The organism is Streptomyces chartreusis NRRL 3882 (assembly GCF_900236475.1).
Classification (GTDB): domain Bacteria; phylum Actinomycetota; class Actinomycetes; order Streptomycetales; family Streptomycetaceae; genus Streptomyces; species Streptomyces chartreusis_D.
In genome coordinates this window covers 2,233,686-2,259,657 of sequence record NZ_LT963352.1, presented here as the reverse complement: position 1 = coordinate 2,259,657, position 25,972 = coordinate 2,233,686, and the positions used below count along the sequence as shown (strand labels likewise).

20 protein-coding genes are annotated in these 25,972 nt (G+C 71.2%); 2 read left to right on the top strand and 18 right to left on the bottom strand.

Features of this window, described 5'->3' with window-relative positions:
* From SCNRRL3882_RS09960 to SCNRRL3882_RS09895, 14 genes are all read right to left on the bottom strand, one after another.
* The gene (locus SCNRRL3882_RS09960; RefSeq protein WP_010035087.1) at nt 1–651 is read right to left on the bottom strand and encodes a PIG-L deacetylase family protein; all 651 of its coding nucleotides are present in this window, start codon (nt 649–651) and stop codon (nt 1–3) included.
* Nucleotides 648–1,442 (bottom strand): glucose-1-phosphate cytidylyltransferase, encoded by a 795-nt coding sequence (locus SCNRRL3882_RS09955; RefSeq protein ID WP_010035088.1) that lies wholly within the window; start codon nt 1,440–1,442, stop codon nt 648–650. The genes SCNRRL3882_RS09960 and SCNRRL3882_RS09955 overlap by 4 nt, the downstream gene beginning before the upstream one ends.
* Entirely contained in the window at nt 1,439–2,683 is a 1,245-nt protein-coding gene (locus tag SCNRRL3882_RS09950) for a class I SAM-dependent methyltransferase (protein WP_010035090.1), read from the bottom strand. The genes SCNRRL3882_RS09955 and SCNRRL3882_RS09950 overlap by 4 nt, the downstream gene beginning before the upstream one ends.
* Nucleotides 2,684–3,937 carry a glycosyltransferase gene (locus SCNRRL3882_RS09945; RefSeq protein ID WP_010035092.1) on the bottom strand — a complete coding sequence of 418 codons (1,254 nt, stop codon included), beginning with the start codon at nt 3,935–3,937 and terminating at the stop codon, nt 2,684–2,686.
* Nucleotides 3,910–5,157: a membrane protein gene (locus tag SCNRRL3882_RS09940; RefSeq protein WP_010035093.1), complete on the bottom strand. Its 1,248-nt coding sequence runs from the start codon at nt 5,155–5,157 to the stop codon at nt 3,910–3,912. Before SCNRRL3882_RS09940 ends, SCNRRL3882_RS09945 begins: the two co-directional genes overlap by 28 nt.
* A gap of 1 nt (nt 5,158) precedes the next feature.
* A complete protein-coding gene (locus tag SCNRRL3882_RS09935; RefSeq protein WP_010035094.1) occupies nt 5,159–6,682 on the bottom strand; it encodes a right-handed parallel beta-helix repeat-containing protein in 1,524 nt (507 codons plus the stop codon).
* An 8-nt stretch (nt 6,683–6,690) separates the two neighbouring features.
* A complete protein-coding gene (locus SCNRRL3882_RS09930) occupies nt 6,691–8,634 on the bottom strand; it encodes an alginate lyase family protein (RefSeq protein WP_010035096.1) in 1,944 nt (647 codons plus the stop codon).
* Entirely contained in the window at nt 8,631–10,817 is a 2,187-nt protein-coding gene (locus tag SCNRRL3882_RS09925) for a bi-domain-containing oxidoreductase (RefSeq protein ID WP_010035099.1), read from the bottom strand. Before SCNRRL3882_RS09925 ends, SCNRRL3882_RS09930 begins: the two co-directional genes overlap by 4 nt.
* A gap of 19 nt (nt 10,818–10,836) precedes the next feature.
* Nucleotides 10,837–12,771, bottom strand: a complete 1,935-nt coding sequence (asnB, locus tag SCNRRL3882_RS09920) for an asparagine synthase (glutamine-hydrolyzing) (protein ID WP_010035102.1) — start codon at nt 12,769–12,771, stop codon at nt 10,837–10,839.
* A 3-nt stretch (nt 12,772–12,774) separates the two neighbouring features.
* On the bottom strand, nt 12,775–14,328 hold the full coding sequence (locus SCNRRL3882_RS09915) for a Wzz/FepE/Etk N-terminal domain-containing protein (protein WP_010035104.1): 1,554 nt from the start codon (nt 14,326–14,328) through the stop codon (nt 12,775–12,777).
* Nucleotides 14,325–15,695 carry a Wzz/FepE/Etk N-terminal domain-containing protein gene (locus SCNRRL3882_RS09910; RefSeq protein WP_010035105.1) on the bottom strand — a complete coding sequence of 457 codons (1,371 nt, stop codon included), beginning with the start codon at nt 15,693–15,695 and terminating at the stop codon, nt 14,325–14,327. Before SCNRRL3882_RS09910 ends, SCNRRL3882_RS09915 begins: the two co-directional genes overlap by 4 nt.
* A complete protein-coding gene (locus tag SCNRRL3882_RS09905; RefSeq protein WP_029180836.1) occupies nt 15,692–16,957 on the bottom strand; it encodes a glycosyltransferase family 4 protein in 1,266 nt (421 codons plus the stop codon). Before SCNRRL3882_RS09905 ends, SCNRRL3882_RS09910 begins: the two co-directional genes overlap by 4 nt.
* Nucleotides 16,947–18,263, bottom strand: a complete 1,317-nt coding sequence (locus SCNRRL3882_RS09900; RefSeq protein ID WP_010035107.1) for a nucleotide sugar dehydrogenase — start codon at nt 18,261–18,263, stop codon at nt 16,947–16,949. The genes SCNRRL3882_RS09905 and SCNRRL3882_RS09900 overlap by 11 nt, the downstream gene beginning before the upstream one ends.
* Before the next feature lie 73 nt (nt 18,264–18,336).
* Nucleotides 18,337–19,815 (bottom strand): sugar transferase, encoded by a 1,479-nt coding sequence (locus tag SCNRRL3882_RS09895; RefSeq protein WP_029180837.1) that lies wholly within the window; start codon nt 19,813–19,815, stop codon nt 18,337–18,339.
* 417 nt (nt 19,816–20,232) lie between these two features.
* On the opposite strand from SCNRRL3882_RS09895, the gene SCNRRL3882_RS09890 reads away from it, so the two are divergent.
* On the top strand, nt 20,233–20,583 hold the full coding sequence (locus SCNRRL3882_RS09890; RefSeq protein ID WP_010035112.1) for a hypothetical protein: 351 nt from the start codon (nt 20,233–20,235) through the stop codon (nt 20,581–20,583).
* 18 nt (nt 20,584–20,601) lie between these two features.
* On the opposite strand, the gene SCNRRL3882_RS09885 is transcribed toward SCNRRL3882_RS09890, so the two are convergent.
* The 4 genes from SCNRRL3882_RS09885 to SCNRRL3882_RS09870 all read right to left on the bottom strand — a co-directional run bounded on the left by SCNRRL3882_RS09885 (nt 20,602) and on the right by SCNRRL3882_RS09870 (nt 24,696).
* On the bottom strand, nt 20,602–21,633 hold the full coding sequence (locus SCNRRL3882_RS09885; RefSeq protein ID WP_102514779.1) for a LacI family DNA-binding transcriptional regulator: 1,032 nt from the start codon (nt 21,631–21,633) through the stop codon (nt 20,602–20,604).
* 71 nt (nt 21,634–21,704) lie between these two features.
* Complete coding sequence (locus tag SCNRRL3882_RS09880; RefSeq protein ID WP_102514778.1) at nt 21,705–22,532, bottom strand: ATP-binding cassette domain-containing protein; 828 nt, start codon at nt 22,530–22,532, stop codon at nt 21,705–21,707.
* A complete protein-coding gene (locus tag SCNRRL3882_RS09875; protein WP_102514777.1) occupies nt 22,529–23,542 on the bottom strand; it encodes an ABC transporter permease in 1,014 nt (337 codons plus the stop codon). The genes SCNRRL3882_RS09880 and SCNRRL3882_RS09875 overlap by 4 nt, the downstream gene beginning before the upstream one ends.
* Before the next feature lie 137 nt (nt 23,543–23,679).
* Nucleotides 23,680–24,696 (bottom strand): sugar ABC transporter substrate-binding protein, encoded by a 1,017-nt coding sequence (locus SCNRRL3882_RS09870; protein ID WP_010038642.1) that lies wholly within the window; start codon nt 24,694–24,696, stop codon nt 23,680–23,682.
* A 263-nt stretch (nt 24,697–24,959) separates the two neighbouring features.
* On the opposite strand from SCNRRL3882_RS09870, the gene SCNRRL3882_RS09865 reads away from it, so the two are divergent.
* Nucleotides 24,960–25,922, top strand: a complete 963-nt coding sequence (locus tag SCNRRL3882_RS09865; RefSeq protein WP_010038643.1) for a carbohydrate kinase family protein — start codon at nt 24,960–24,962, stop codon at nt 25,920–25,922.
* Nucleotides 25,923–25,972 lie beyond the last annotated feature (50 nt).

The following is a 25,972-nucleotide window of genomic DNA, read 5'->3' as shown; positions in this document are numbered from 1 at the left end:
TCAACCCCCCAGGTTGAGCGTGAGTTTGGTGACGGCGAACGCTTCGGCGTATCGCTCGTGGCATTCGATGCCCCGGATCCGTGCCAGCCCGAGGAAGGCTTCGCGGTCGTACCAGGGCCGGTGCCGCTGCGAGGGGTAGTGCTCCTGCAGCAGCCGCACCTTCTCTTCGGCGATCTCCGTCGACAGCGGCTGGTACACCGCCGGACGGCCGAGATCGCCGTCCCACTTGACGATCTCGTAGCCGAGCACGAGGTGGTCGCGGAACGCGGTGGGTATCAGCTGTGCCAGGCCGCGGTGGTCCTGGTGGGCGTCGTCGGTGCGCGGGGCCAGGATCAGATCCGGGTCGCTCTGCGCGCGCAGCTCCTCGACCGCGGCCTTGGCCTCGTCCCAGTGCACGGGCATCCGGCCGTCCGGCAGCTTGAGCACGGTCAGCCGCAGGTCGGCGCCCGGGCAGAAGGCGGCGAGCGCGGCCCGCTCCTCCTGCTCCCGATCGGTGCCGCCGCCGGAGAGCACCAGCGCGTCGACACGGAGGCCCGGGCGGGCGTGGCACAGCGTCAGCAGTGTGCCGCCGGCGCCGATGGCGATGTCGTCGCAGTGCGCGCCCACCGCGACGATCCGCTCCGGGCGTCGCCCGGCTCCGAGCCGGATCACGCGCTCACCGCCGCGCTGTCCTGCTCCCACACGGCCCACGGGCGCTCGCCGCGGGCGTACGCCTCGTCGAGCGCGGCCCGTTCCTTCACGGTGTCGGTCGGCTTCCAGAAGCCACGGTGCTGGTGCGCCACCAGCCGGCCGCGCTTGGCCAGTTGGGCGCATCCGTCGGCGACCAGGTCCCCGTTCTCCGGGATGTGGTCGAAGACCTCCTGGCGGAGCACGAAGTAGCCGCCGTTCTCCCACAGCGGCAGCTCGCTCACCGCGGTGATGCCCCCCACCAGGCCGTCCTCGCCCAGGTCCACGCAGTGGAACGAGGACTGCGGCGGCACCACCATCATCGACGCACCGGCGTCGCGCTGCGCGAACTTCTCGATCATCTCCGGCAGCGGGGCGTCGGTGAGCACGTCGGCGTAGTTGGCGAGGAACATCTCGTCGCCGTCCAGGTGGTGCCGCACCCGGCGCAGGCGCTCGCCGATCGGTGACTCGATGCCGGTCTGCGCGAACGTGATCGTCCAGTCCGAGATGTCGGTGGACAGCAACTCGGTCCGCCCGCCCCGCAGCACGAAGTCGTTGGACGTCGTCTCCTCGTAGTTGAGGAAGAAGTCCTTGATGTGGTGGGCGCCGTAGCCGAGGCACAGGATGAACTCCTTGTGCCCGAAGTGTGCGTAGTAGCGCATGACGTGCCAGATCAGCGGCCTGGGGCCGACCATCGCCATCGGCTTGGGCACGTCGTCCGCGGCGCCGCTGCGCATCCGCATTCCGTAACCGCCGCAGAACAGGACGACCTTCATCGCTTGACCTCGACAATGCTCAGTTCCGGGATGGGAAAGACCAGGCGGCCGCCCCACTCGTGCACGAAGGAGAGCTGCTCGGTCAGCTCGGCCCGCAGGTTCCACGGGAGGACGAGGACGTAGTCCGGCTTGTCGGCGGCTATCTGCTCCGGCGGCAGGATCGGGATGCGGGTGCCCGGGGTGAACCTGCCGTGCTTGTACGGATTGCGGTCGACCGTGTACGCGAGCAGGTCGGGCCGGATGCCGCAGTGGTTGAGGAGGGTGTTGCCCTTGCCCGGGGCGCCGTAGCCGACGACCGTCTCGCCGCGCTCGGCGGCCTCGACGAGGAACCGGAGCAGGTCCCGGCGCACCTTTGCCACCCGCGCGGAGAACTCGGCGTACCCGGACAGCTCCTGCAGCCCGGCGGCCTTCTCCCGGTCCAGCACGTCGGCGACGCGCCGGCTCGGCTCGCCGGCCACCTCGGCCGGCCGGGCCCACAGCCGGATGGAGCCGCCGTGCGTGGGCAGCAGCTCGACGTCCACGAGCGCGAGGCCGCCGCTCGCCAGGGCCCGGATCGCGGACGCGACCGTGTAGTACTGGAAGTGCTCGTGGTAGATCGTGTCGTACTGGTTTTCCTCGATCAGGGTCAGCAGGTGCTGCACCTCGATGGAGACCCAGCCGTCGTCGGCGACCAGGGCGCGCAGCCCCTGGGTGAACCCGACCACGTCGGGGATGTGCGCGTACACGTTGTTGGCCACGACCAGGTCGGCCGGGCCGTGTTCGGCGCGCACGGCCGAGCCGGTCTCCGGGCTCAGGAACTCCGTGAGCGTGGGCACACCCGCCTCCCGCGCCGCCGCGCCGACGTTCACCGACGGCTCGATGCCCAGGCAGCGGATCCCCCGGTCCACCACGTGCTTCAGCAGGTACCCGTCGTTGCTCGCGACCTCGACCACGAAGGCGTCGGAGCCATCGGCGCCGAGTCCCACCCGCTGTACGGCGTCGGCGACGAACGTGCGCGCGTGCTCCACCCAGGAGGTCGAGTACGAGGAGAAGTAGGCGTACTCCTTGAACGTCTCCTCCGGCGTGATCAGCGGCGGGATCTGCGCCAGCCAGCAGTCGGTGCAGACCCGCAGGTGCAGCGGGTACGCGGGCTCCGGCTCGTCCAGTTGGTCCGCGGCGAGAAAGCTCTCACATGGCGGGGTCGCCCCCAGATCGACGACGCTCGCCAGCGTCGCCGAGCCGCAGAGTCGGCATCGTGTCATTTACTGCCCCCCATTGATTCGGTCCCCCGTTGCTTCCGACCGACCCGCGATCGCGGTGCGGTACTCGTCAACCAGGCGGTCGAGGCCGACCGCCGGGCTGAAACCCTGTTCGTAACGGCGCCGGGCCGCCTGGCCCATCTCCCGGTTGGCGTCCGGCTCGGCCGCGATCCGGCGTATGCAGGACGCGAGCGAGGCGGACTCGCCCGGCCGGTGCAGCAGCCCGGTGACCCCGTCCTCGACGAGTTCGACGAAGGCGCCGTGGCCGGCGGCGACGACCGGGACCCCCGCCGCCATCGCCTCCACGACCACCAGGCCGAACGCCTCCAGCCACGTCGAGGGGGCCACCACGGCGACCGACCGTGCGATGGCCTTCCGGCACTCCGCCGTGTCCAGCAGGCCGACGTAGCGCACGTCGTCCCGGCCGGCCGCCCAGGCCGTCACCTCCGGCTCCAGCGGCCCCGTGCCGGCGATCAGGAGCGGCACGCCCAGACCGCCGCTCGCCGCGAGCTCGTCCCACGCGGCCATGAGCAGCCGCACGCCCTTGGCCTCCGCGAGCCGGCCGAGACAGAGCAGATGCTCGCCGCCGCCCGCTCGGCGGTCGTCCGGGTCGGGCACGAAGTTGTGCTTCACGACCAGCCGCTCGGCCGGCATGCCGGCCCGCACCAGGACGTCGCGCTGCGCCGCGGAGATGCAGAAGAACCGCTCCACGCCGGACCACCACCGCCGCCGGTTGACCGACAGGCTGACCGCGAGCGGCACCGTCGCGAGGCGGGAGTTGCGGTAGCAGCCGTGCCGTACGGCGGGCACCGGCACCGTGGATCCGACGCACTCGGTGCACGGCCGGCCGTCCCGCTGCAGCGTGCCGGGCGGGCAGACCTGGGTGTAGTTGTGCAGCGTGGCGACGGCGGGCACACCGGCGTCGGCACAGGCGGCGAGCACCGCCGGCGACAGGAGCGGGAAGACGTTGTGGACGTGCACCACGTCCGGCCGCTCGGCGCGCAGCCGGGCGGCGAGTTCCGTGCGGACCGCCGGGTTCCAGGGCACGAGGAGCGGCACCGCGACCTTGCCGAGCAGGGACCGGGCGGCGATGTCGTCGCTGCGCCGCTCGAACACCTCGACCCGGTGGCCGGCCTCGCGCAGCAGCGCCACCTCCTGGTCGACGACCTTGTTCTCCCCGCTCGGCTGCGCCGAGGCGTAGCGGTTGTGCACCACGAGGACGTGCATGCTCAGGTCGCCTCCGGTCTTCGGGCCCATCGCGGGCTGCGTTGTCGAGGGACGTCGGGCGTCGAGCCGTCGTTCGCCGCGGGGGGAGTGGCCGTGGCAGGTGCCGCCAGCAGCGAGGCGGCCACGGCCAGATGCAGCAGATACGGCGAGGCGTCGCCGAGACCGGCCTCGGTGTACGACGCGATCGCGCAGTAGCTGATCAGGAAGATCGCGCAGGCCCTCGACAGCGACGGTGGCCGCAGCAGCGCGACGCCGCCCAGCACGATGATGATCGCCGCCACCAGGGCGACGCCGATCATGCCCTGCTCCTGGTAGACGGCCAGCCAGCTGTTGTCGATCGGCAGCCCGCCGAACGACTTGTCGCCCAGGCCCGCGCCGAACAGGTGCTCCGAGGTCGTCCGGGGTGCTGCCAGCAGGGCGTGCCAGACCTTGGCCCGGCCGGTGAGGTTGGAGAAGTTCTCCTGGCTCTGCCCGCGCAGGAACCACGCCCGCAGCGCGGAGCTGAACGCCACCGCGGCCACCGTGGCGCACACCACCGCCCAGGCGAAGAAGCGGCGGGCGGCGGCGCTGGTCAGGACGAGCGAGCCGATCGCCAACGCCAGCCCGATGAGCAGGCCGAGCGTGGCCGTCCGGGTATGGGTCAGCGCGAGCAGGACGAGTGCCGGCACGATGACCAGCGCCGCACTGGCCCTGTCGGTCCGGCGGCCCAGTACGAGCAGCACGGTGAGCCCGGTGATCACCGCGGCGTACTGCCCGATCTGCGGCGGGGTGAGCGGCCACAACGCGCCGACCAGCCGCCCGCCGTAGAGCTCGGGCATGGCCGCCCCCGGTGAGATGACCAGGCCGGCGGCCACCGACCCGAGGACCACGAAGTACATCCGGATGTGATGCCTGACGAACGTCGGGCCGCCGTCCCACCAGCGGCTGAGCAGCCACAGCGTGCCGACGAAGAGAGCCAGCCGGGCGCAGCGGAACAGCGCGCCGAACCCCGACTCCAGATCCGCGCTGGAGATCACGCTCGGCACCAGCAGCAGGGTGAGCAGGAGCACATAGGCGCTGGCCCGGATGCGCAGCCGGAGATTGACCGCGAGCGCCAGCGCGAACGCGGCGACCAGCGCGCCCATGGTGACCATCTGGATGAGGGAGCGGGGCAGCGGGACGATGGTCTTCGCCCCGGCGGAGCCGAGCGTGTTGAGGACCAGCAGCCCCCACACCGTCCCGACGATCTTCGGCGTGTGGTCCGTCCCCATCTCAACCACCGTCCCGTGCGCGGAACGTGCTGCCCGCGTCCTGCTGGTACGGCGCGCTCTGCCACTGGCCGGGGTCGAGTGTCCGGCTCGGGTCGTGGGCGACGAAGGTCCACGGTCCGACGTAGACGTTGTCGTGCCAGCGGTTGTGCTGCCGGCCGGTGATCGCCTCGGCCACGCGCTCGCCCTGGTAGGGCGACCAGTCCGGATAAGTGCCGTAGTTGGCCAGCACCGCCATGCGGTCGCACTTCACCGTGCAGTCGACGACGGACTTGTCCAGCACGAAGCGGTTGCCGTGGATGTCCACCCGCTGGGTCTTCCACCGGCAGTCGGCGTAGAGCGGTGCGGTGGCGATCGCCGGCTGCGCGCAGCGCTCGGTGTCCTTCACCAGCAACGTGCAGTCACCGGACGAGGTGTTGGCCGGGCTGTTGCAGAACCGGTCGGCGTTTTCCCACAGGGTGATCCCGGACCAGTTGTTCTCCAGCACGTTCCGGTAGATCTCGATCTTGTCCGTGCGGGCTCGGATCCGTGGTTCGCCGCCGGACTCGGACAGGTAGACGGTCGCGAACGGGAAGGTGTCGCCGCGGTCGGCCGCCTTGCGGCCCTCGACCCAGTTGTTCCGCCGGATCGTGTTCTTCCGGATGACCGCGTTGTAGCTCGTCTCGTAGATCAGCGCGGCACCGTCGTTGGCATCGAGCACGTTGTCCTCGATGCGGAAGTCGTTGTTGTTGGTGTCCGCCCACAACCCGGTTCCGCGGTTGTCGTGCACCCAGTTGCCGCGTACGTCGGCGCCGTCGACCGCCCAGAACTTGATGCCTCCCGTGCAGCCGCAGCCCTTCCGCCGTCGCTCCCAGTCGCCGGTGTTGTTGCCGACGATCTCGTTGCCTTCGACCACCAGGTCGCTGATACGGCCTGTGGCCTTGTACGCGTTCATGCCGTACTGACCGTTGCCGCGCAGACAGCTGGCACGGACCCGCTGGCGGGCACCGGCCATCAGTCCGGCGCCGGAGTTGTTCTGGATCGTCGCGTGCTCGATCACCCACCCGTCGGCCGAGTCATGGTTGACCACGCCCTCGTTGTGCGGCGCGACGAAACGCTGCACGGTCAGGTAGCGGATGGTGACGTCGCTGGCGGCGCCGCCGAACGCGTACTGGTTCTTCTTGCCGCCGTCGAGCACCGCACCCGGCGCGCCGAGGTAGCTGTTCCCCTCCTTGGGGATGACCTGGGCGTAGCGGTCCGGGTCGAGCCTGTGCTTGCCCGGTCGAAGCCAGAACGTGGTGTTCGGGGGATTGCTCTTGGTCTTGGCAGCCAGGTCACCGGTCACCGCGGGGTCGACGGTCACCGCGCCCGCCGGCGCCTTCGCCGGCCCGGCCGCGGGCTTGGCGCACACCCGGGCCACAGGCGGTGACGACGGCGCGGCGGTCGGCCTTGCCTGGGCGTCCGTCGTACCCTCACAGCCGGTCGCCGCCAGCAGGGCCAGCGCGAGCGGTGCCGCCGCCGACGCCCAGTGCCGTCTCTTGCTCCCCACGCGCCCCCCTAGCCGCCGAACCTGAGTACGGTGGTGAAGCCCTCCACGCCGCCGGCGAAGCCGGTGCCGACCAGCGTGGTGGTGGGTTCCTTGCGGCCGAAGCCGGCGGAGTACCAGCCCAGCGGCGGGTCACTCTCGCCGCGATGCGCCCGCCAGTTCAGCTGCCCGGGCAGGTCGAGCACCGCGGAGCGGTCCTCGCCGTCCCGGGTCCAGGTGAGCACGGCCCGGTTTCCCACGAGGTCCGCGGTGATCGCCGGGCCCAGGTGGAACGCCAGTTGCACGGCCCGGCGCGGTCCGCGCACCTCGTCGACCACCCTCAGCTCCCGGCTCGCGGCCGTCAGCTCCACCCGGCGGCGGTGCACGGAGGGCTGATAACCGTCGTGCTCGGCACACCAGCGGGCCACCCCCTCGCCGGATGTGTCCGCGACCAGGACGCGGCTCTTGGCGTGCCGCGTCCACAGGAACGGCCCACCGGAGACGGACTGGTCACCGCCGTCCAGCTGCAGGGTGTTGTGGCCGAGGGTCGAGCGGAAGTACTGCCGCCACTCCGGCTGCCCGTGGTAGCAGAACGTCCCCGGGTCGGCGAGCACGTCGATCCCGTCGTGCCGGACCTCCACGGACAGCGCGTCCGCGTGAGCATGCGCGGCGATGGACAGGAAACCGTGCGGACCGCCGTCGCAGCGGCACCAGATCCCCTCCGGACCGCGCAGGATGGTCATGCCCGCGTCGGCGAAGTGGGCCGGTCGGCTTGCCGGGCGGGACACGGACGGTTCAGTGGGCTTGATGAGCGCGGCCAGCAGCGGGGTGCGCACATCGGTGCCGGTCACCGCCGGCCACCAGGCGAGCCGGCCGAACACCGCCTCCCCGGTGCTGAGCAGCGAGGCCCAGCGGTCGGTGCCCTCGCCGTCCACGACCAGCCCGTGTCCGTCGTCCGCGTCCCCCTGGCGCGGCGGCCGGAGCCGGCTGTCCACGATCGCCGCGAGCGCGTCGGTCATCCGCAGCAGCACCAGCCGGATCGACGGGGGGACCGGCACGCCCGCGGCATCCGCCTCGGCCACCGCGGCCAGGCCGAGCTCCAGCACGAGGCCGTGGTACTCGGAGGCCAGCTCGCGGTTGAGGCCGGACAGGAAGGTGTTGCCGCGCAGGTGCCGCTCGAGGGACCGCAGCGCTCCGGTCCGCCAACGCGCCGAGGAGGGGAACCACCCGAACGCGCAGGCCGCCGCGAGTTGCCCGGCGGCCTCGGCGATGACGTGGTTGTTCGCCGAGGACCCCCTGCTGGGGAAGGCAGCCAGCCAGCGCTGGTGGTGCCAGATCTGCTTCAGCGCCACCGGGTTGTCCTCGAACAGCCCGGCCGCGCCCGGCCAGCCGTCGAGCAGCCTGCGGATCCACACCCACGACAGCAGCCGGATGCCCAGCTCGATGCCGCTGATCCAGTGCACGCCGCGCAGCGGTGGGTTGGCCGCCCACCACGACCGCAGGTGCTCGGCCACGCGCTCGGCGTACCGCTCGTTCCCCGTGACCGCGTAGGCGGCGGCGAGCACGGTGAGGTACTGGTGCCGGGACAGCTCCCAGATCTGCTTGATGTCCCCGACCGCGTCCTCGTTCCGGTACGGCACGTCGAAGGCGTAACCCGCCGGGGCCCGGCGCCCGGTCTTCGGGTCGCACCACCAGTCCGGGTCGGTCAGGTCGTCGCGGACCACGCCGAAGTACTCGGCGTGCCCCGCCATCAGCCGGTCCGCTTCGGCGATGAGACGCTTCGCGGCGTCCGGTGGCACCGCGGCGATCGTCCCGGCGGGCAGCACGGCGGTGAACCGGGCGCCGGTCACGCTCGGGCAGTCGGGCCGCGCCGAGCGCCACCGCCGCCTGCGCACCGCGTCCCCCACCCGGCCCGCGACCTCCTGCGGTCCCATCCGGGACAGCCGCCGCAGGTACCAGCCCGCGCTCATGGTCATCGGGGCCTCGCCAACGTCACCGGCGCACCGCCGGCCAGGCCGGCCTGCACGGCGAGGGTGGCGGCCGTGGTGGCGACCAGTGACTGAAGCGGCACCGGCATCGGCCCGCCGGTCCGTACGGCCTTGACGAACGCGGCCAGTTCGGCGTTCTGGCCCTTGTCCCGGGCCTTGGGCAGCCGCGAGCTGACCCACCGCTTGCGGTCGTACACCGAGGCGCGGACGAAGTCGTCGAGCCGCAGCGCCTTGCCGTCCGCGACCAGGTCCAGCGTCTCCTTGGGGAGGCCGGCCGGGCCGGTGGTGACGTAGCTGATGGTGGCGGTGGACCCGTCCGGGTAGCGCAGCACGACCTGCAGGTCCTCGTTGCCGGACGTGGCGGTCGCGTACACCGACACCGGGTCGGCGTCGAGCAGCCAGCTCGCCGTGTCGATGAAGTGTCCGCCCTCACCGGCGAACCGCGAGCCCTCGGTGCCCTGCTGGAGGTACCAGCTGCCGTGTTGCAGCCGGCCCGCGTTGACGAGGTAGCGCAGGCTCGCCGGACCGGTCCGGGCGCCGAACCGCTTCCTGGCCTCCTGCAGCAGTGGCGCGAACCGGCGGTTGAAGCCCACCTGCAGCCGGTCGTTGCCCGACTCCTCCACCGCCGCGAGCACACCGGCCAGCTCGTCCTCGGTGAGCGCCAACGGCTTCTCCACGAACACCGTCTTGCCGGCCAGCAGCGCCTTGCGGGTCAGTTCGGCGTGCGAGCTGTGGCGGGTGACCACGAACACCGCGTCGATGGCCTTGTCGCCGAGTACGGCGTCGAGGTCGGTGGTCGCCTCGGCGAAGCCGAACTTGCGCTGGGCGTTGGCGGCGGACAGCGCGGTCGTGGTGACGACGGTCGACAGCTCGACGCCGTCGCGCTGTGCCAGGTGCGGCAGGAGCATCGACGTCGCGTAGTTCCCGGCGCCGACGAACGCCAGCTTCACCGGCGTCCTGGCGGCGCGGGCCGGGCTCGGCTTCAGGCCTTTGGTGGACACAGCGGGCACGGCCACCGCAGGGGCCTTCGCCTCCGCTTCCCCCGCTTGTCCGGGGTACCGGAACAGCGCGGTGATGGCCTTCAGCTCGCCGTCCTTCAGACGCTGGTAGGTCTCGACGGCGTCGTCGAAGTCGGCGACGTGGGAGATCAGGGGCTCCACGTCGACCTTGCCGCGGGCGGCGAGGTCGAGGAAGCAGGCCAGGTTGCGGCGCTCGGTCCAGCGGACGTAGCCGATCGGGTAGTCGCGACCCTCCAGTTCGTACGACGGGTCGTAGCGCCCGGGGCCGTAACTGCGGGAGAAGCGGACGTCGAGTTCCTTCTCGTAGTACGCGTTCCACGGCAGGTCGAGGCGGCACTTGCCGATGTCGACGACCCGGCCGCGGTCCCTGGCCAGCTTGGCGGCCAGCTCGACGGGCTGGTTGCTGCCGCCGCCGGCGGCCAGGTACACCTGGTCCACGCCGTGACCGTCGGTGAGTTCGGCGACGGCGTTCTCGACGGCGGCGGAGGCGGGGTCGCCGCAGGCCGCGGCGCCCAGGCGCTCGGCGAGTTCGCAGCGTGCCGGGTCGGGGTCGGCGCCGACGACGCGGACTCCCGAGGCGGCGAGGAGCTGTACCACCAGCTGTCCGATCAGCCCGAGGCCGATGACCAGTGCCACTTCGCCGAGCTGCGGCTCGCCCTGGCGGACGCCCTGCAACGCGATGGAGCCGACGGTGCCGAAGGCCGCGTGCCGCGGCGCGAGGCCGTCCGGCACCGGGGCGTAGAGGTTCTTCGGCACCCAGTTCAGCTCGGCGTGCAACGCGTGCTCGTTGCCGGCGCAGGCCACCAGGTCGCCGACCTTCACGTCGTCGATGCCGGCGCCGACCTGCTCGACCACCCCGCACAGCGAGTAGCCCAGCGGCGTGTAGGAGTCCAGCTTGCCCATCACCTTGCGATAGGTGGCGGGCACCCCGTTGGTGGCCACGCTCTGCATGACCTTGGCCACCTGGTCCGGTCGGGATCGGGCCTTGCCCAGCATCGACATGCCGGCCTCGGACACCTTCATCAGCTCGGTCCCGGTGGAGATCAGCGAGAAGGCGCTGCGGACCAGCACACCGCCCGGCTTGCACCCCGGCACCGGCACGTCGAGCACCGCCAGCTCGCCGCTCTTGTAGTTCTGCACAACCTGCTTCACCCGAACTCCTCTGAATTTCCTAAGCCGTCAACCGAGTGCTCTGGCCGGACCCAGAGGTCGCGTCGCGATACCAGTACTCGAGCGTCAGTACGTGCCACAGATGCTTGGAGAAGTCCCGCTGCCCGGCGGCGTCCTCGGCGACCATCCGCGCCAGCGCGTCGCGGCGCAGCAACCCGGAACGGACGAGCTCGCCGTCGTTGACCACCTCGCGCACCAGCGGTGCCAGATCCCGGCTCATCCAGGCCCGCAGCGGGGCGCTGAACAGGCCCTTGGGCCGGTACACGATCTCCCGGGGCAGGACCGAGGTGGCCGCCTCCTTGAGGACGGCCTTGCCCTGCCGTCCGACGATCTTGCGATCGCCGGGCACGGCGAACGCCGCCCTGACCACCTCGACGTCCACGTACGGCACCCGCACCTCGGTCGAGGCGGCCATGCTGGAGCGGTCCGTGTACGTGAGGTTCAGGCCCGGCAGGAACATCCGGGCATCGGTCAGGCACATGCGGTTGACGAAGTCGTCGAGGTCGTTGTCCTGGTAGACGTCCGCATGCTCGGTCAGCACGTCGTCGACCGTCCCGGCCAGGTCCGGGTCGACCAGGGCGAGCAGCTCGTCCTGGTCGTACATGGTGTAGCTGCGCCGGAACGCCGTCTCCTCCGGCAGATCCGCGAAGGAGAGGAACCGCTTCGCGAAGCGCACCGACCGGTACCCCCGGCGGGCCGTCGCGACCGGCAGCCGGTCCACGGTCGCCGACACCCCGCGCCGCAGCGGCCGCGGGACACGCTGGTAGCGCAGCGCGAGCAGGTTGGCCAGGTGCTTGCGGTACCCGGCGAACAGCTCGTCGGCGCCCATCCCCGAGAGCATCACCTTGACCCCGGCCTCCCGGGCGGCCGTACATATCAGGTACGTGTTGATCGCAGCCGGGTCGCCGATCGGCTCGTCCAGGTGGTACGTCATCTCGGGGAGCAGATCGAGCACGTTCGGGGCGATCTCGATCTCGTGCAGGTCGACGCCGAACCGCCCGGCCACCTGCCGGGCGTAGCGCAGGTCGTCCGGCATCGCCTCGAACCTGGCGTCCTCGGCGCGGAACCCGATCGTGTAAGCGGAGATCCCGGGTTGGTGGCGGGCCGCCAGCGCGGTCAGGTAGCTGGAGTCGAGCCCGCCGGAGAGGAAGGTCGCCACGGGTACGTCGGAGAGCAGGTGGCGCCGGGTCGACTCCTCGACGACGGCGGCCAGGTCCGGCCGCTCGCCGGCCCGGGCGCGCTCCCGGCCCTCGGCGGCGACGTCCTTCAGGTCCCAGAACCGGCCGCGCTCCACCCGGCCGTCGGGCCGGCACCGCAGCCAGCTCCCCGGCGGCAGCTTCTCCGCCTCGCGGAACGCGCACCGTGAGTCCGGCACCCAGTAGTACAGCAGCGAGGAGACCAGCGCCGCATGGTCCACCTGCAGCGAGCCGCCGGTCGCGGCGGCGAGCGCCTTGAGCTCGGAGGCGAACACCAGGCCCTCGCCGCGCCGGAGCAGGAACAGCGGCTTGATGCCGAGCTGGTCGCGGGCGAGCACCAGTTCACCGGTGCGCTCGTCGAAGATCCCGAACGCGAACATGCCGCGCAGCCGGGGCAGGCAGTCCGTGCCCCAGCGCCGCCAGGCCTCCAGCAGCACCTCGGTGTCGGAGGTACCGCGGAAGCGCACCCCGGTGGCTGCCAGCTCGGCACGCAGCTCGGGCGCGTTGTACAGCTCGCCGTTGTACGTCAGGGCGAGGCCGTCCGAGACCATCGGCTGGGCGCCGGTCTCGGACAGGTCGATGATGGCCAGCCGGCGGTGCCCGAGGTGCACTTCGCCGTCACCGGCGGGGTGGCCGTACCGGCCCGCCCCGTCCGGACCGCGGTGGGCGAGGGTGTCGGTGAGCCGGTCGGTCACCAGCTTCCCGTCCGGCCATAGGTACGTACCTGCGATGCCACACATGTCCTACCGCGCCTCCTGGTCGTTGTCCGGGACGCGTGCGGCCCACATCGGCAGCCGTTCCGTCCGCAGCCGGCCCTCTCCCACCGCCTGGACGGCGTGGGAGGTACCCCCACCGTTCTCCCGGGCCGTCCGCTCGCTCCGGCCGCGCAGCGCGGTGTGCAGCCCGTCCCACAATGTGCCGTCGGTCCGGTCGCGCGGATCGGGGTCGATCAGCACCACGCCGATCACCGGAATGTGCTGGTCCGCGAGTTGCCGCGCCACGGTGTGCAGCCATGCGGCGCTGCCGTGCCCCGCCCGCACGACGAGCACGGTCCGGGTGCCGAGGTACTGGAGGTCGGTCCACGCCGTGCCGGGCGCCACCGAGCCGACGCCTATCCGGCGCTCCTCGGGCGACGCGGCCGCGGCACGCTCGCCGCTGATCACGGTCGGATCCCCTGGCTTGTGGCGGCGGCCTGCGAGTTGCGGGCCGGGCAGACCGTCGATGACGGTCACCGGCCCCTCCGCCGCCATGGCCCGGGCGAGGTCCAGGGCGATCACGCTCGTGCTGCGCGCACAGCCCAGTTCCAGCAGCGACACCGGTTCCGCGGAGCCGCGCGCGATGCGGGCCAGGGTCGCGGTGAGCCGTTCGCGTGTGGCCCGGGTCCGTCGGCGCTGCCACAGCCTGCCCGACCGGCGGGGCAGCTCCGCGATGACCGAGGCGCCCAGGTTCGCCGCGATGTCCCGGCGCAGTACGGGGCGATCCGCCACCACCGTGCCGACCGCGGCCAGCGCGAGCCCGAGGACGAGCCCGAGGACGACCCCGATCGCGGCGTCGGTGACAACGGCCTTGGGCAGGGAGTGCCGCACCGCGCGCGGGGCGTCCACGATCTGCGTGCCGGCGACGACCTGCGGCGTGCCGGTGCGCGCGTCCGCGGCGCGCTGGTCGAAATCGGCGATGCGCGAGTTGAGTTCGGCCCGGCGGGCGAAGAGCGACTCGATGCTCGCCGACGCCTTCGGGTCGCTGTCCGGCGACCGGTCCCCGATCTCCTTGTTGACCCGGGCGAGTTCGTCCCGCATGCGGTCACGCTGGTCGATCAGGGCCTTGGCCTCGGCCTGCGCGGTTTCCCGCATCCGCCGCACATGGTCAGTCACGAACGCGTCGGCCAGCGCCTTGGCGCGGGCCACCGCCGCCGTGTCGCTGTCACCTGTCACCGTGATCTGCAGCAGGTTGTTGGTCAGGCCGGTGCCCCGGTAGTCCCGCATGAAGTCCTCGGGCTTCTCCCGGGACTTGAGCGACTGCAGGGCCTTGCCGGCGATCCGGGTGGTCTGCAACAGCTCGACGTCGGTACGGATCAGCGTTCCGGTGTCGTTCGGCTGGTCCTCCTCGTGCGCGACCAGCACCTTGGTCACCGCGGTGGGCGGCGGCGGCAGCAGGACCGCCACCGCGGCGCCGACCAGCAGGCCGAGGAGCGCCAGGGCGTACCAGAGGCGGCGGCGCCTGCGCACCGCCACCACCAGCGCCTGCAGATCGAAAAGCGGAGTGGCGGTCGGCGACTCCGACGTCGTGCCCGTCGTCACACCGAACCTCCCGTCGCCTGGCCGCGAACCGCGAGCGTGAGAGTGGCGTCATCCGGAGGATGGCCGGCCGACCGCGTCTCAGGGGCGCGGACCGTGCCGGCGACGACGATGCCGACGACCTCATGCCTGCCGTCCGCGCACGCCTCGGCGATTCCGGCGAGCTCCTCAGCGGTCCGGCTGCCCGCGCTCAGGACGACCAGGGCACCGGACTCGGTGACGCGGTCCGGCACGATCGGCCGGTCCACCGACACCTCCACCACTCGCAGCTGCGGATCGCTCTCGGCCTCGGCGACGAGCCGTCGGGCGGCCCGGCGGGCGATCTCGTCGCCGTCCGGTACGACCACCAGCAGCCGCCGGGGGGCGGGCAACTGGTCCCGGAGGCGAGCGCACACCCGCCGGTAGCGGATCCGTCTGCCGGCCTCGTCGCCGGACCGCTGCGGGGCCGGCAGGTCCCACCGGGTGTCGACGCCGAGAAGCCGGCGGATCCGGGCCCGGGGGTCTCCGTCTTCCGGCCGCTGCGCGCCGTGCGGTTCCTCGGGCACGTCGACGGTGCCCAGCAGCGTCGAGCCGAGCGCCGCGGCGATCTCCGGTTCGGTGCGCAGCCGGCGACTCATCCGTGCGGCGGCGAGATGGCCGATGATCGTGAGCAGGAAGAAGACCAGCGCCCCGGCGGCGACGAGCTGCATCCGCGTCGGCGGTGCCTCGCCGGTCGGACGGGCCGCCGGCCCCATGACGACCATGCCGGCCTTGTCGGTCGCCGGGTCGGCCTCGTCCAGCTTCTTCATGGCCTCCAGCAGCGTGGTACGCAGCTTCTCGAGTTCGGTACGGGCCTGCACGCTCTCCACGGTCTGCCCCGGATCGGCCGCACGGGCCAGGTCGGTGATGCGGCGGTTGGTCTCCGCCACCCTCTTGCGCAGCGCCTCGGTCCCCGTGGCCGCTTCGGGGTCGGTGCTGCCGCCCGCGATCCGCGCGGCGAAGGTGACGAACTGCTGGGCCACCTGGTCGGAGAGCCGCTGCGCGCGCTCCGGGGTGTCGGCCGTACCCGAGATCTTGATGATGTTCCCGTCGGCGGCCTTGGCGCTGACCCGATCCCGCAGTTCGGCACCGCTGACCCCGCTCCAGCCGAGCGCGGCGCCCGCGCGGTCGACCACCGCCGAACTGGTCGCGATGTCCACCTGAGTCAGCAGTTCGCGCTCTTCCCACTGGCCCGGCAGCAGTACCGACGCCGATGTCGTGTACCGCGGCGGAAACAGCACCGAGGTGCCGTAGCCGACGAGCGCGCCCACCACGGTGAGGAGGGCGAGAAGCCGCCACCTCCGACGGAGAATCCGTCCGATCGTGACCAGGCGGATCGTGTCATCGCTCAATGCCGCGGCCTCTTCCCTGTGCGGACCGGGTCGCTCGCCGACACCGGAGGGTGGTCACGGCAGGCAGCGGCGTAGGCGGCGAGCAGCGACGCTTGCGAGTTCCGCCAGGAGAGCGGCCCGCTGATCCGCTCCTGGCCGATCTCGCCCATCCGGGCCCGCTTCTCCGGATCGTCCAGCAGCAGCCCGATCAGCTTGGCGAACTGGGCCTCGTCGTTGGCGGGCGCGTAGACGGCGGCGTCACCGGCGGAGACGCGCGCCTCCTTCAGGTCGAACGAGACGATCGGCCGGCCCATCGCCATGTACTCCAGGACCTTGTTCATGGTCGACACGTCGTTGAGCGGGTTGCGCGGGTCGGGCGAGAGGCACACGTCCGCGGTGGACAGGTAGCGCACCAGGTCGGCGTCCGGAATGCGCCCGGTGAACTGCACCTGCTCGGAGAGACCGAGCCGCCGGGACAGCTCCACCATCGCGTCGAAGGCGTCACCGGCGCCGACGAACACCGCATGCCAGTCGGTCCGCCCGACCTCGTCGCGCAGCTTCGCGAGGGCGCGCAGGGCGTAGTCGACGCCGTCCTGCGGGCCCATGACACCGAGGTAGCACAGCAGATGAGGCTTGCCGCGCTTCAACTCCGGCTCGGGCGGCACCGGTCGGAACCGCTCGATCTGGGGCGCACTGCGCACGACGAAGACGTCCTCGGGGCGCCTGCCGCCCCGGCGCACCGCGACGTCCCGGTAGCTCTCGTTCGTGGCGAGCACGATGTCCGCGGCCCGGTAGGTCCGTCGTTCCAGCGCGCACACGGCGCGGTAGAGCAGGTCTTCACCGCGGTCGAACCGGGACAGGTACAGCTCGGGCACCAGGTCGTGCTGGTCGAAGACGAACCGCGCACCGCGTCGCTTCAGCCACAGTGCCGGCAGGAACAGCAGGTCGGGCGGGTTGCAGGCGTGGACCACGTCGACCGGGCCGACCTTCCGGGCCAGCCGGGCCGTGTGCCACAGCGCCGATCCGTACTCCCGCAGGTAGCCGGCCGGCCCTCCGGTGGCCGCGCGCAACGGGTAGCGGTGGATCCGGACCCCGTCGATCACCGCCTCCGGTTCCGTGTCCCGCTTCTCCCCCCGGGGACAGATGACGTGCACCTCCCAGCCCGCGTCGCGAAGCGTCGTGCACTCCTGCCACACCCGCCGGTCGAACGGCACCGACAGGTTCTCCACCAGGATCAGCGCGCGCCGGCCCGCCCCGTCGCCGCTGACTGCGTCACCAAGCAAGGCCCACGTACCCCGGTTCGGTCCGGCGCGCCTCGGCGTCGGGAAGGCGGATGAGGTCGACGATCACCGGGCCGTCCCCATGGGGCAGCGCCGACAGCACAGCCGGGTCCCTGGTCCCGACCAGGACCACCTCGGCGTGATCGAGCACCTCCTCGACGGAATCCGCGAGCAGTTGCGCGAGGTGCGGCAGCCGGGTCTCGATGTACTCGCGGTTGGCGCCGAGCAGCCGGGAGAGGCTGACGTTGGCGTCGTGGATCCGCAGGTCGTACCCCTTGCCGAAGAGCTTCTCCGCCAGCTCGACGAGCGGGCTCTCGCGGAGGTCGTCGGTGCCGGGCTTGAAGGACAGCCCGAACAGGCCCACCCGGCGCTTGCCGGTGCGCTCGACCAGCTCCACCGCGCGCTGCAGATGGTCGGAGTTGGAGGGCAGCACATGGGCGAGGATGGGCACCGAGACGTCGGCCCGCTGCGCCGCGTGGACGAGGCTGCGCAGGTCCTTGGGCAGGCAGGAGCCGCCGAAGGCGAAGCCGGGCCGCAGGTAGGCGGGGCTGATGTTCAGCTTGCGGTCGGCCAGGAACACGTCCATCACCTGGTGCGAGTCCACTCCGAGCGCCTGGCACACCGCGCCCAGCTCGTTCGCGAAGCCGATCTTGAGGCCGTGGAACGCGTTGTCCGCGTACTTGATCGCCTCGGCCGTCGGGACCGGCACCCGGAACACCTCGCCGGGCAAGCCCTCGTACAGCGCCGCCACCGCGTCGCCGCTCGCCGGGTCGAGCTCGCCGATGACGGTCTTGGGCGGGTCGAAGAAGTCCCGCACGCTCGTGCCCTCGCGCAGGAACTCCGGGTTGACCGCGACCCCGATGTCCACCCCGGCCGTGCCGCCGACGTACTTCTCCAGGATCGGCACCAGCAGGTTCAGGCAGGTGCCGGGGAGCATGGTGCTGCGGAACACGACGGTGTGCCGGCCCCCCTGCTCGGCCAGTGCGGCGCCGATCTGCTCCGTGACCCGTTCCAAGTACGTCGTGCACAAACTGCCGTTGGGCTCCGACGGCGTGCCCACGCAGACCAGTGACACCTCGCTGCCCATGATCGCTTCGCGGACGTCGCCGGTGGCGCGCAACGCTCCGGTCCGCACGACCTCGGCGATGAGCTCGCCGATCCGCTCCTCGACCACCGGGGCCTTGCCGTCGTTGACCAGGTCGACCTTCACCTGGTTGACGTCCACCCCGATGACCTCGTGCCCCATGCTGGCCAGGCACGCGGCCGACACGCAGCCCACGTAGCCGAGCCCGAAAACGCTGACTCTCATGACCCGTTCCTCCCCCCAGGCAGGCCCCTACGGCCTGCGGTCCGCGCGCCGGCCGTTTGACGACCCCCGCGCATCAGTAGGCCCCCTGCCCGTGGAGCACCGCACGCAGCGTCTTCCACAAGATCACTGTGTCCAGGGCGAGCGACCAGTCCTCCACGTACCGCAGGTCCAGCCGGACCGCCTCCTCCCACGACAGGTCGCTGCGTCCGCTGATCTGCCACAGGCCGGTGAGCCCGGGCTTGACCAGCAGTCGCCGCCGGATGTCCGGGCCGTACGCGGCGGACTCCTCCGGCAGCGGAGGCCGCGGACCGACGAGCGACATCGATCCGGTGAGCACGTTGAAAAGCTGCGGGAGCTCGTCGATCGAGTACCGGCGCAGCACCGCTCCCACCCGGGTCACCCGCGGATCCCGGCGGAGCTTGAACAGCGGGCCCGCGCCCTCGTTGCGGTCGGCCAGCTCCGCACGGGCCCCGTGAGCCCCGGCGACCATGGTGCGGAACTTGAGAATGGTGAACTCGCGGCCGTCCTTGCCGACCCTGCGCTGGCGATAGAACGCCCCGCCCCGGCTGTCCACCAGCACGAGCAGCCCGACGAGCACCATCAGCGGCGCGAACAACATCAGCAGAAACGTTGCGCCTACTCGGTCGACCACCCCTTTGACCACCCGGCGGCCCCCGGTGAAGGCCGGCATGCTGACCCGCAGCAGCGGGATCCCGAGCACCGCGTCGACGTGCAGCCGCGGGCCGGCCACCTCCATCAGCACGGGCGCCACGACCATCTCGGTGTCGCTGCCTTCGAGGTTCCAGGCCAGCCGCTGCAGCCGGTCCGGTGACCAGTGCGGGTCCGGTGTGACCGCGACGACGCGGTAGCCGTCGTGGCGGACGTGCTTGGCGACGTCCTCCAGTTGACCGACGACCGGCACTCCGTCCAGTTCGTCACCGTCGAGCCCGCGGCCGTCCGTCGTGCACACCGCCTCCACCCGCCAGCCGATGTGCGGGAACTTGCGGGTCCGGGTGATGAGATCGCGCACGGTGTCGGGGCTCCCGGCAGCGAGCACCGGTCTCAGGCACCGTCCTTCCTTGCGCTGTTTGTGCAGCCAGAGGCGCAGCAGATACCGCGCGGTCATGGTGACGAGCGCGATCGCGGGAATCGCGACGAAGATCCAGAGCTTGATGTTGCGCGAGGTCAGGGCGATCCCGCCGAGCGCCAGTACGACGGTCGCCGCGAACAGTGAGCGTCCGAGCCGGCGGAATTCCTCGGCGCCCTGGCCGAGCACGGCCGGAACCCACGCCCGGCCCACCGCGAGCGCACACAGCACCAGCAGCTCGGTGCCGAAGGCGAGAATTCCCCACTTCTCGTGCCAGTTGGCCGCGTCCCGGGCTCCGAAGAAGTTACCGATCGCGGCCACCACGAAGGCGGTGGCCGCGGTGTCGCTGATGATCACGGTACGGCGGTACCGCTGCTCCCAGTCGGTCGCGGGCCGGCTGACTGCCCCGTTCGCCAGACGCCCGCGCGCCGACGGAAACGGGTCGACCAATTCCCCCTGATGCACAGGACCCCCCCAGGTCGCCAGTGGTTCGAGGTGTTCGCCTCACACTGCTACTGCGCCGGGAGGCGCCCCCGCCTCCCGCGCCGTGCTGTTCCTCCCCTCGGGAGGCCCCCGCCCCCCGCATGACTTCCCGGTTGCTTCAGCGCTGCGTGAACAACCCACCCTGGAGGCAGCGGACTCGCATGTCCTGCCCCCCTTCCGGGCTCCAGGAATTGATCAACCCCACGTCCGGCGCGGGGGAACGCGACTGCTGGTTTTTCGTAGCGCCGGACCTATAGATCCTTACTGGTCGCCTCGTGTTCGAACAGCTGAAGCACGGTCAATCTAGACCATGGGAACCCAGTGTGTAGAGAGGATGTGTGTAATTTGTGTTCATGCTTTGAGACAGGATTCACCGAGCGTGCGGTCTAGGCTGCGCCCATGGAGCAGCGAGAGATCATGCAGAAGGTCGTCGGGATGCTCACCGAGGCACTGGAGGTGCGGCGGCAGGTCCGCGAGAACCCCGGTGGGCAGGTCGCACTGACCGGGGCTGTCTCCGCGCTTCTCGCAGAGACCCTGCCGCGGATCCGGCTTCCCGCGGATGCCGGCGGCCGCGCGGCCGCGGACCTCATCGCCGAGGAACTGGGGCCCACCCTCGTGAGCATCGCCAACTGCTTCTCGTTCGCCTTCGTCCAACTCGCCGAAGTCCATGACGAGGGACGCACCGACATCTCCGCCGCCGACGTTCTTCGCGGCATCTCCCTGCGGTTCGCGAACGAGGCGGAACAGTGAACCAACTCCGCGCCCCGGTCACGCCTCCCGGGCGCCGGACGCGGGTTGTTCGCCCGATCCGCGGACGATCAACCGGGTGGGTACGGTGACGGTGCGGGCACGGGAGCGGTCGCCGTCGAGCCGGGCCAGGGCGGTGGCCGCCACTGTTCTGCCGATCTCCTCGGGGTCCTGGGCGACCACGGTCAGGGCCGGTTCGAGTGCCTCGGCGAGGGAGACGTCGTCGAAGGCGACGACGGCCACGTCCTTGCGCTTGCTGCGGGCGAGTTCGGCGACGATGCCCAGCGCCATGATGTTGTTGCCGGCGAACAGGGCCGTGGGCGGGTCGGCCAGGCCGAGCAGCTTCGAGGTCGCGGCCTCGGCCCCCCGCTGGTCGTGTGCGCTGGCGACGAGCGAGCGGTCGTAGGGGATGTCGGCGTCCCCAAGGGCCGAGCGGTAGCCGGCGAGGCGCTCGCGTCGGGTGTAGAGCTTGGTGGGCAGGTCGCCGATGAAGCCGATGCGGCGGTGCCCGTGGGCGATCAAGTGGGCGACGCCCTCGTGGGAGCCGTCCCGGTTGGAGCTGACGACGCTGTCCGTGGCCAGGCCCGCTCCCGGGCGGTCGATGAAGACGACGGGCAGCCCCGCGGCGCGGTGGGGCTTGAGGTGGGAGTGGTCGGCACCGACGGACGGCACGACCATCAGGATGCTGACCCGGCGGGCGAGGAACTTGTCCGTCAACGAGCGCTCGCGGTCGGGATCGTCCGCGGAGGAGCCCATGAGCAGGGTCAGGCCACGGTCGCGGACCGTGTCCTCGATGCTCCTCGCCACGGCTCCGAAGAAGGGGTTGGCCAGATCGGGGATGACCAGTCCGATCGTGGTGTCGGGCCCGCCCACCCGGATGTTGCGGGCCATGAGGTTCGGCTGGAAACCGAGCTTGGCCACGGCGGCGAGCACCTGTTCCCGGGTCTCGGCCGAAACGGGCCCGTCCTCGTTGAGGACGCGGGAGACGGTCTTGGCGCTGACACCCACTTCGCGGGCGACGTCTGCCAGGGTGGGGCGGCGTTTCGCTGCCATGGGGGAAACAGTCTCCTGTGCTCGTCGGTCCCGGCCGCGGCCTCGGCCGGAACCCGTGAGTGGTCCTGTCGTCAGTTGGCCTGGACTCCCGCGGCCTTCGCGGCCTCGGAATCCGCTACGACAGTACCTCCGGCCTCATCGACGGCGAGCGCGCCGGTCATGATGGCGACGACCTCCGCCATGGAGTAGTCGGACGGCTTGATGACGGCGGCGCGCCGGCCCAGTCGGTGGACGTGGATCCGGTCCGCGATCTCGAAGACGTGCGGCATGTTGTGGCTGATCAGGACCACCGGCATCCCCCTGTCCCGGACCCGGCGGATGAGGTCGAGGACCTGACCGGACTCCTTGACGCCGAGGGCGGCGGTGGGTTCGTCCATGACGACGACGCTGCGGGCCCAGGCGACGGAACGGGCCACCGCGACGGCCTGCCGCTGTCCGCCGGAGAGGGTCTCGACGGCCTGGGTCAGCGAACGCAGGCCGATCTTCAGGTCCGCCATGTGCTCGGCGGCCTCCTGGCGCATGCGCTTCTTGTCCAGCATGCGGAAGACACTGCCGAGAACACCGGGGCGGCGCAGCTCGCGCCCCAGGAACATGTTCGAGGCGATGTCCATGGAGGCGGCCACCGCGAGGTCCTGATAGACCGTCTCGATGCCGTGGGCGCGTGCGCTCTGCGGACCGGAGAACTGGATCGGCTCGCCGTGCAGACGTATCTCGCCCGCGTCGGGGACCAGCGCGCCGGTGAGCGCCTTGATGAGGCTGGTCTTGCCGGCTCCGTTGTCGCCGATGACGGCCAGGACCTCGCCGGGCATCAGGTCGAAGTCGGCGCCGTCGATGGCGGTGACATGGCCGTAGCGCTTGACCAGACCGCGGGCCTGAAGGACGGGGGTGGGGGAGGTCATCGGGCCTTCTTCCGGGAGATCTGGTCGACGGTCACCGCGAGGATGACCAGGACGCCGGTGATCAGGGTCTGGTAGATCGAGGCGACCCCCATCAGTTGCAGGCCGTTGCGGAAGACGCCGACGATGAGGACGCCGATGAACGTGCCCAGGACCGAACCGCGTCCGCCGAAGAGGCTGGTGCCGCCGAGCACCACGGCGGTGATGCTGTCGAGGTTGTCGGTCTGCCCGGCCTGCGGATCGCCCACCCCGGTACGCGAGATGAGCAGCAGGGCGGCGACGCCGTAGAGGAGACCGGCCACGGTGTAGACGCCGATGGTCAGGCGGGAGGTGCGGATGCCGTTCAGCCGCGCCGCTTCCGGGCTGTTGCCCAGCGCGTAGACGTGCCGGCCCCAGCCGGTGCTGCTCAGCGCGTAGGCGAGGAGGAGGAACAGGGCGATGGTGACCAGCGAGCCGTAGGTGATGTCGGTCTTGCCCAGCGGGAAGGTCTGGCCGAGGGCCGTCAGCGGGCCGGGCAGGTTGGTGACCGTCTGCTCCTCGGAGTAGATGTGGGTCAGCGCGAACGCCACGTTGAGCATGCCGAGGGTGACGATGAACGGCGGCAGCGGGATCTTCTGTACCAACACTCCGTTGAGCAGCCCGAATCCGCCGCAGACGGCGATGCCCAGGGCGATCGCGGCGAGCGGGGGCAGGGAGCCCTCCGCGGCCATCTTGGCGATCATGATGCTGCCGAACGCCATGACGGCACCGCACGACAGGTCGATGCCCGCCGTGAGGATGATCAGGGTCTGACCGATGGCGAGCGTGCCGACGACCATGACCTGCTGCACGATCAGCGAGAAGTTCCCGCCGGTCAGGAACTGGTCGGTCGAGACGGAGAAGAAGGCGCAGGCCAGAAGGAGGGCGACCAGCGGGCCGGTGGTCGGTGCAGTGAGCAGTCTGCGGGCCGTGGTCGGCGCTTTGAGCCCGGAGTACGGCGAGGACGTGCTCGGGGGCGTGGTCGTGGCTGTCATACGAAGTCCTTGTCGGAAGACAGAAGTCCGTGTCTCTCCTTGCCGGAGGACAAGGGAACGAGGGGGCGGCCGTCCCCCGGTCGGGGAGGTGGGGGTCGGCCGCCCCGCCTGGGGTGCGTACGGTCGTCGGGGGCGGCTCAGCCCCAGCAGTTGTCCAGGCCGTAGGAGGTGTCCTTGGAAGCGACCCCGTCCTGCGCCTTGTCGGTGATCAGGGTGACTCCGGTGTCGGTGTAACCCGAGGCCTTCTTGCCGTCCTTGGCGTACGTCACGACGGCCTTGACGCCCTCGGCGGCCATCTTGAGCGGGTACTGCTGCGAGGTGGCGGCGATCTTGCCGTCCTTGACGGCCTTGGTGCCGGTGCAGCCGCCGTCGACGGAGACGATCAGGACGTCCTTCTCCCGGCCCTTGGCCTTGAGCGCGGTGTACGCGCCCAGCGCGGCGGGCTCGTTGATGGTGTAGACGACGTTGATGCCGGGCTCCTTCTGGAGGCAGTTCTCCATCGCCGTCTGGCCCTTGGACTGGTCGCCGCCGGTGTCCTGGGCGCAGGCGACGTCCTTGTCGGTGGCGCCGAAGCCCTTGAGGAAGCCGTTGTGCCGCTGGACGCCGACGGAGACGCCCGGCGCGAGGTCGAGGGCGGCTATCTTCGCGGTCTTGCCCTTCATCGCGGCCTTGGCGTACTCGCCGATCAGCTCACCGGCCTTGAGGTTGTCGGTGGCGAAGAGGGCGTCGACCGCGCTCTGCGGCTCGGTCGGGGTGTCCAGGGCGATGACCAGGACGCCCTTGGCCTTGGCCTTCTCGATCGCGGGCACGATCGCCTTGGAGTCGCTCGGGGTGATCAGGATGCCCTTCACACCGGCGGCGACCATGTTCTCGATCGCGGTGACCTGCCCGGCGTTGTCGCCGTCGAACTTGCCCGCCGCGGTCATGAGCTTGACGCCCTCGGCCTTCGCGGACTTCTCCGCGCCCTCCTTCATCTTGACGAAGAACGGGTTGGTGTCCGTCTTGGTGATCAGACCGACCTTGACCTCGCCCGAGCCGGTGCTCGTGCTGCCCGATCCCGATCCGGATCCACAGGCCGTCAGGGTGAGGGCCGCGACGCCGGTGACAGCGGCGGCTCTGAGAAGGGAGGAGGAAAGGCGAGTGGTGCGAGGCATGATCGACTCCTGTGGGATAGCGAGCGGCACGGGGTCGGGGTCAGAGCAGGCCGCCCGGGGTGTCATCGTTGACTTATGTCATCGTTGACACTGCATGGCGAGGATGATGGACTCCGTCTCCCGGAAACGTCAATGCCCTGCACTCGTCACAAATCGGCAACGCACGCGACCGCCGCCCCTCCGCAGACGTCCTGCATTCGCACCACGACGCGCCCGGTTCGTCATACGTTCGTCAGGAATGTTCCGTCAGAGAAGAGCAGCCCATGAGCCCGCGCCAGATCACCGTCCTGGGGGAGTGCGTCGCGGACGCGTTCGCCGAACCCGGGGGCCCCTCGAACGAACTCGCCCTGCGCGTCCTGCCCGGCGGCGGACCTGCGAATACGGCAGTGTCGCTGGCCCGGCTCGGCACCCCGGCCCGCTTCCTCGCGCGGTTGTCGGGCGATGTGTTCGGCCGCCTGTTCCGCGACCACCTGCAGACGTCCGGAGTGGACCTGTCGAGCGCCGTCACGGCGGCGGAACCGAGCACACTGGCCGTGGCGGAACTGGACGCCCAGGGGCAGGCCGCGTTCTCCTTCCACGCGCAGAACACGGCCGACTGGCAGTGGACAGCCGAGGAACTGGCGCGAGTGGACCTGTCCGAGGCCGCCTGCGTGCACACCGGATCCCTGGCCCTGGTCCGGGAGCCCGGGGCGGCGGTTGTGGAGGACTTCCTGGCGGCGGCCGCCCCTCGCGCGACCATCAGCATCGACCCCAACGTCCGGCCGCTGCTGGTGCACCCCGACGTCTACCGTGCCCGGCTGGCGCACTGGTGCGCCCTCACCGACGTACTGCGGCTGAGCGAGGACGACCTGGAACTCCTGCTGCCGGGCACGCCGCCCGAGGAGGCGTGCGACACCTGGCACGCCGCCGGGGCACGGCTCGTGGTGATCACGCGGGGCGCCGACGGCGCCCTGGCCTCGCTCGACGGCGAACGCATCCAGGTTCCGGCCGTGCCGACGAGCGTCGCCGACACGGTCGGGGCGGGGGACTCCTTCACGGCCGGGCTGCTGCACCACCTGGGCGCCCGCGGCCTGCTCGGCGGCCGGCTGACGGAACTCCGCCTCGACGATGTCGCCGAAGCCTGCCGGTTCGCCACCCGGGTCGCGGCCCTGACCTGCTCGGTCGCCGGCCCCAACCCCCCGTGGCAGCGCCAGTTGGAGCAACTCGCCACGCCCGAACGCGCATGACGGACGGCGGAGTCGCGAAGAGGCCGTCACGACCGAACCGTTGACGCATC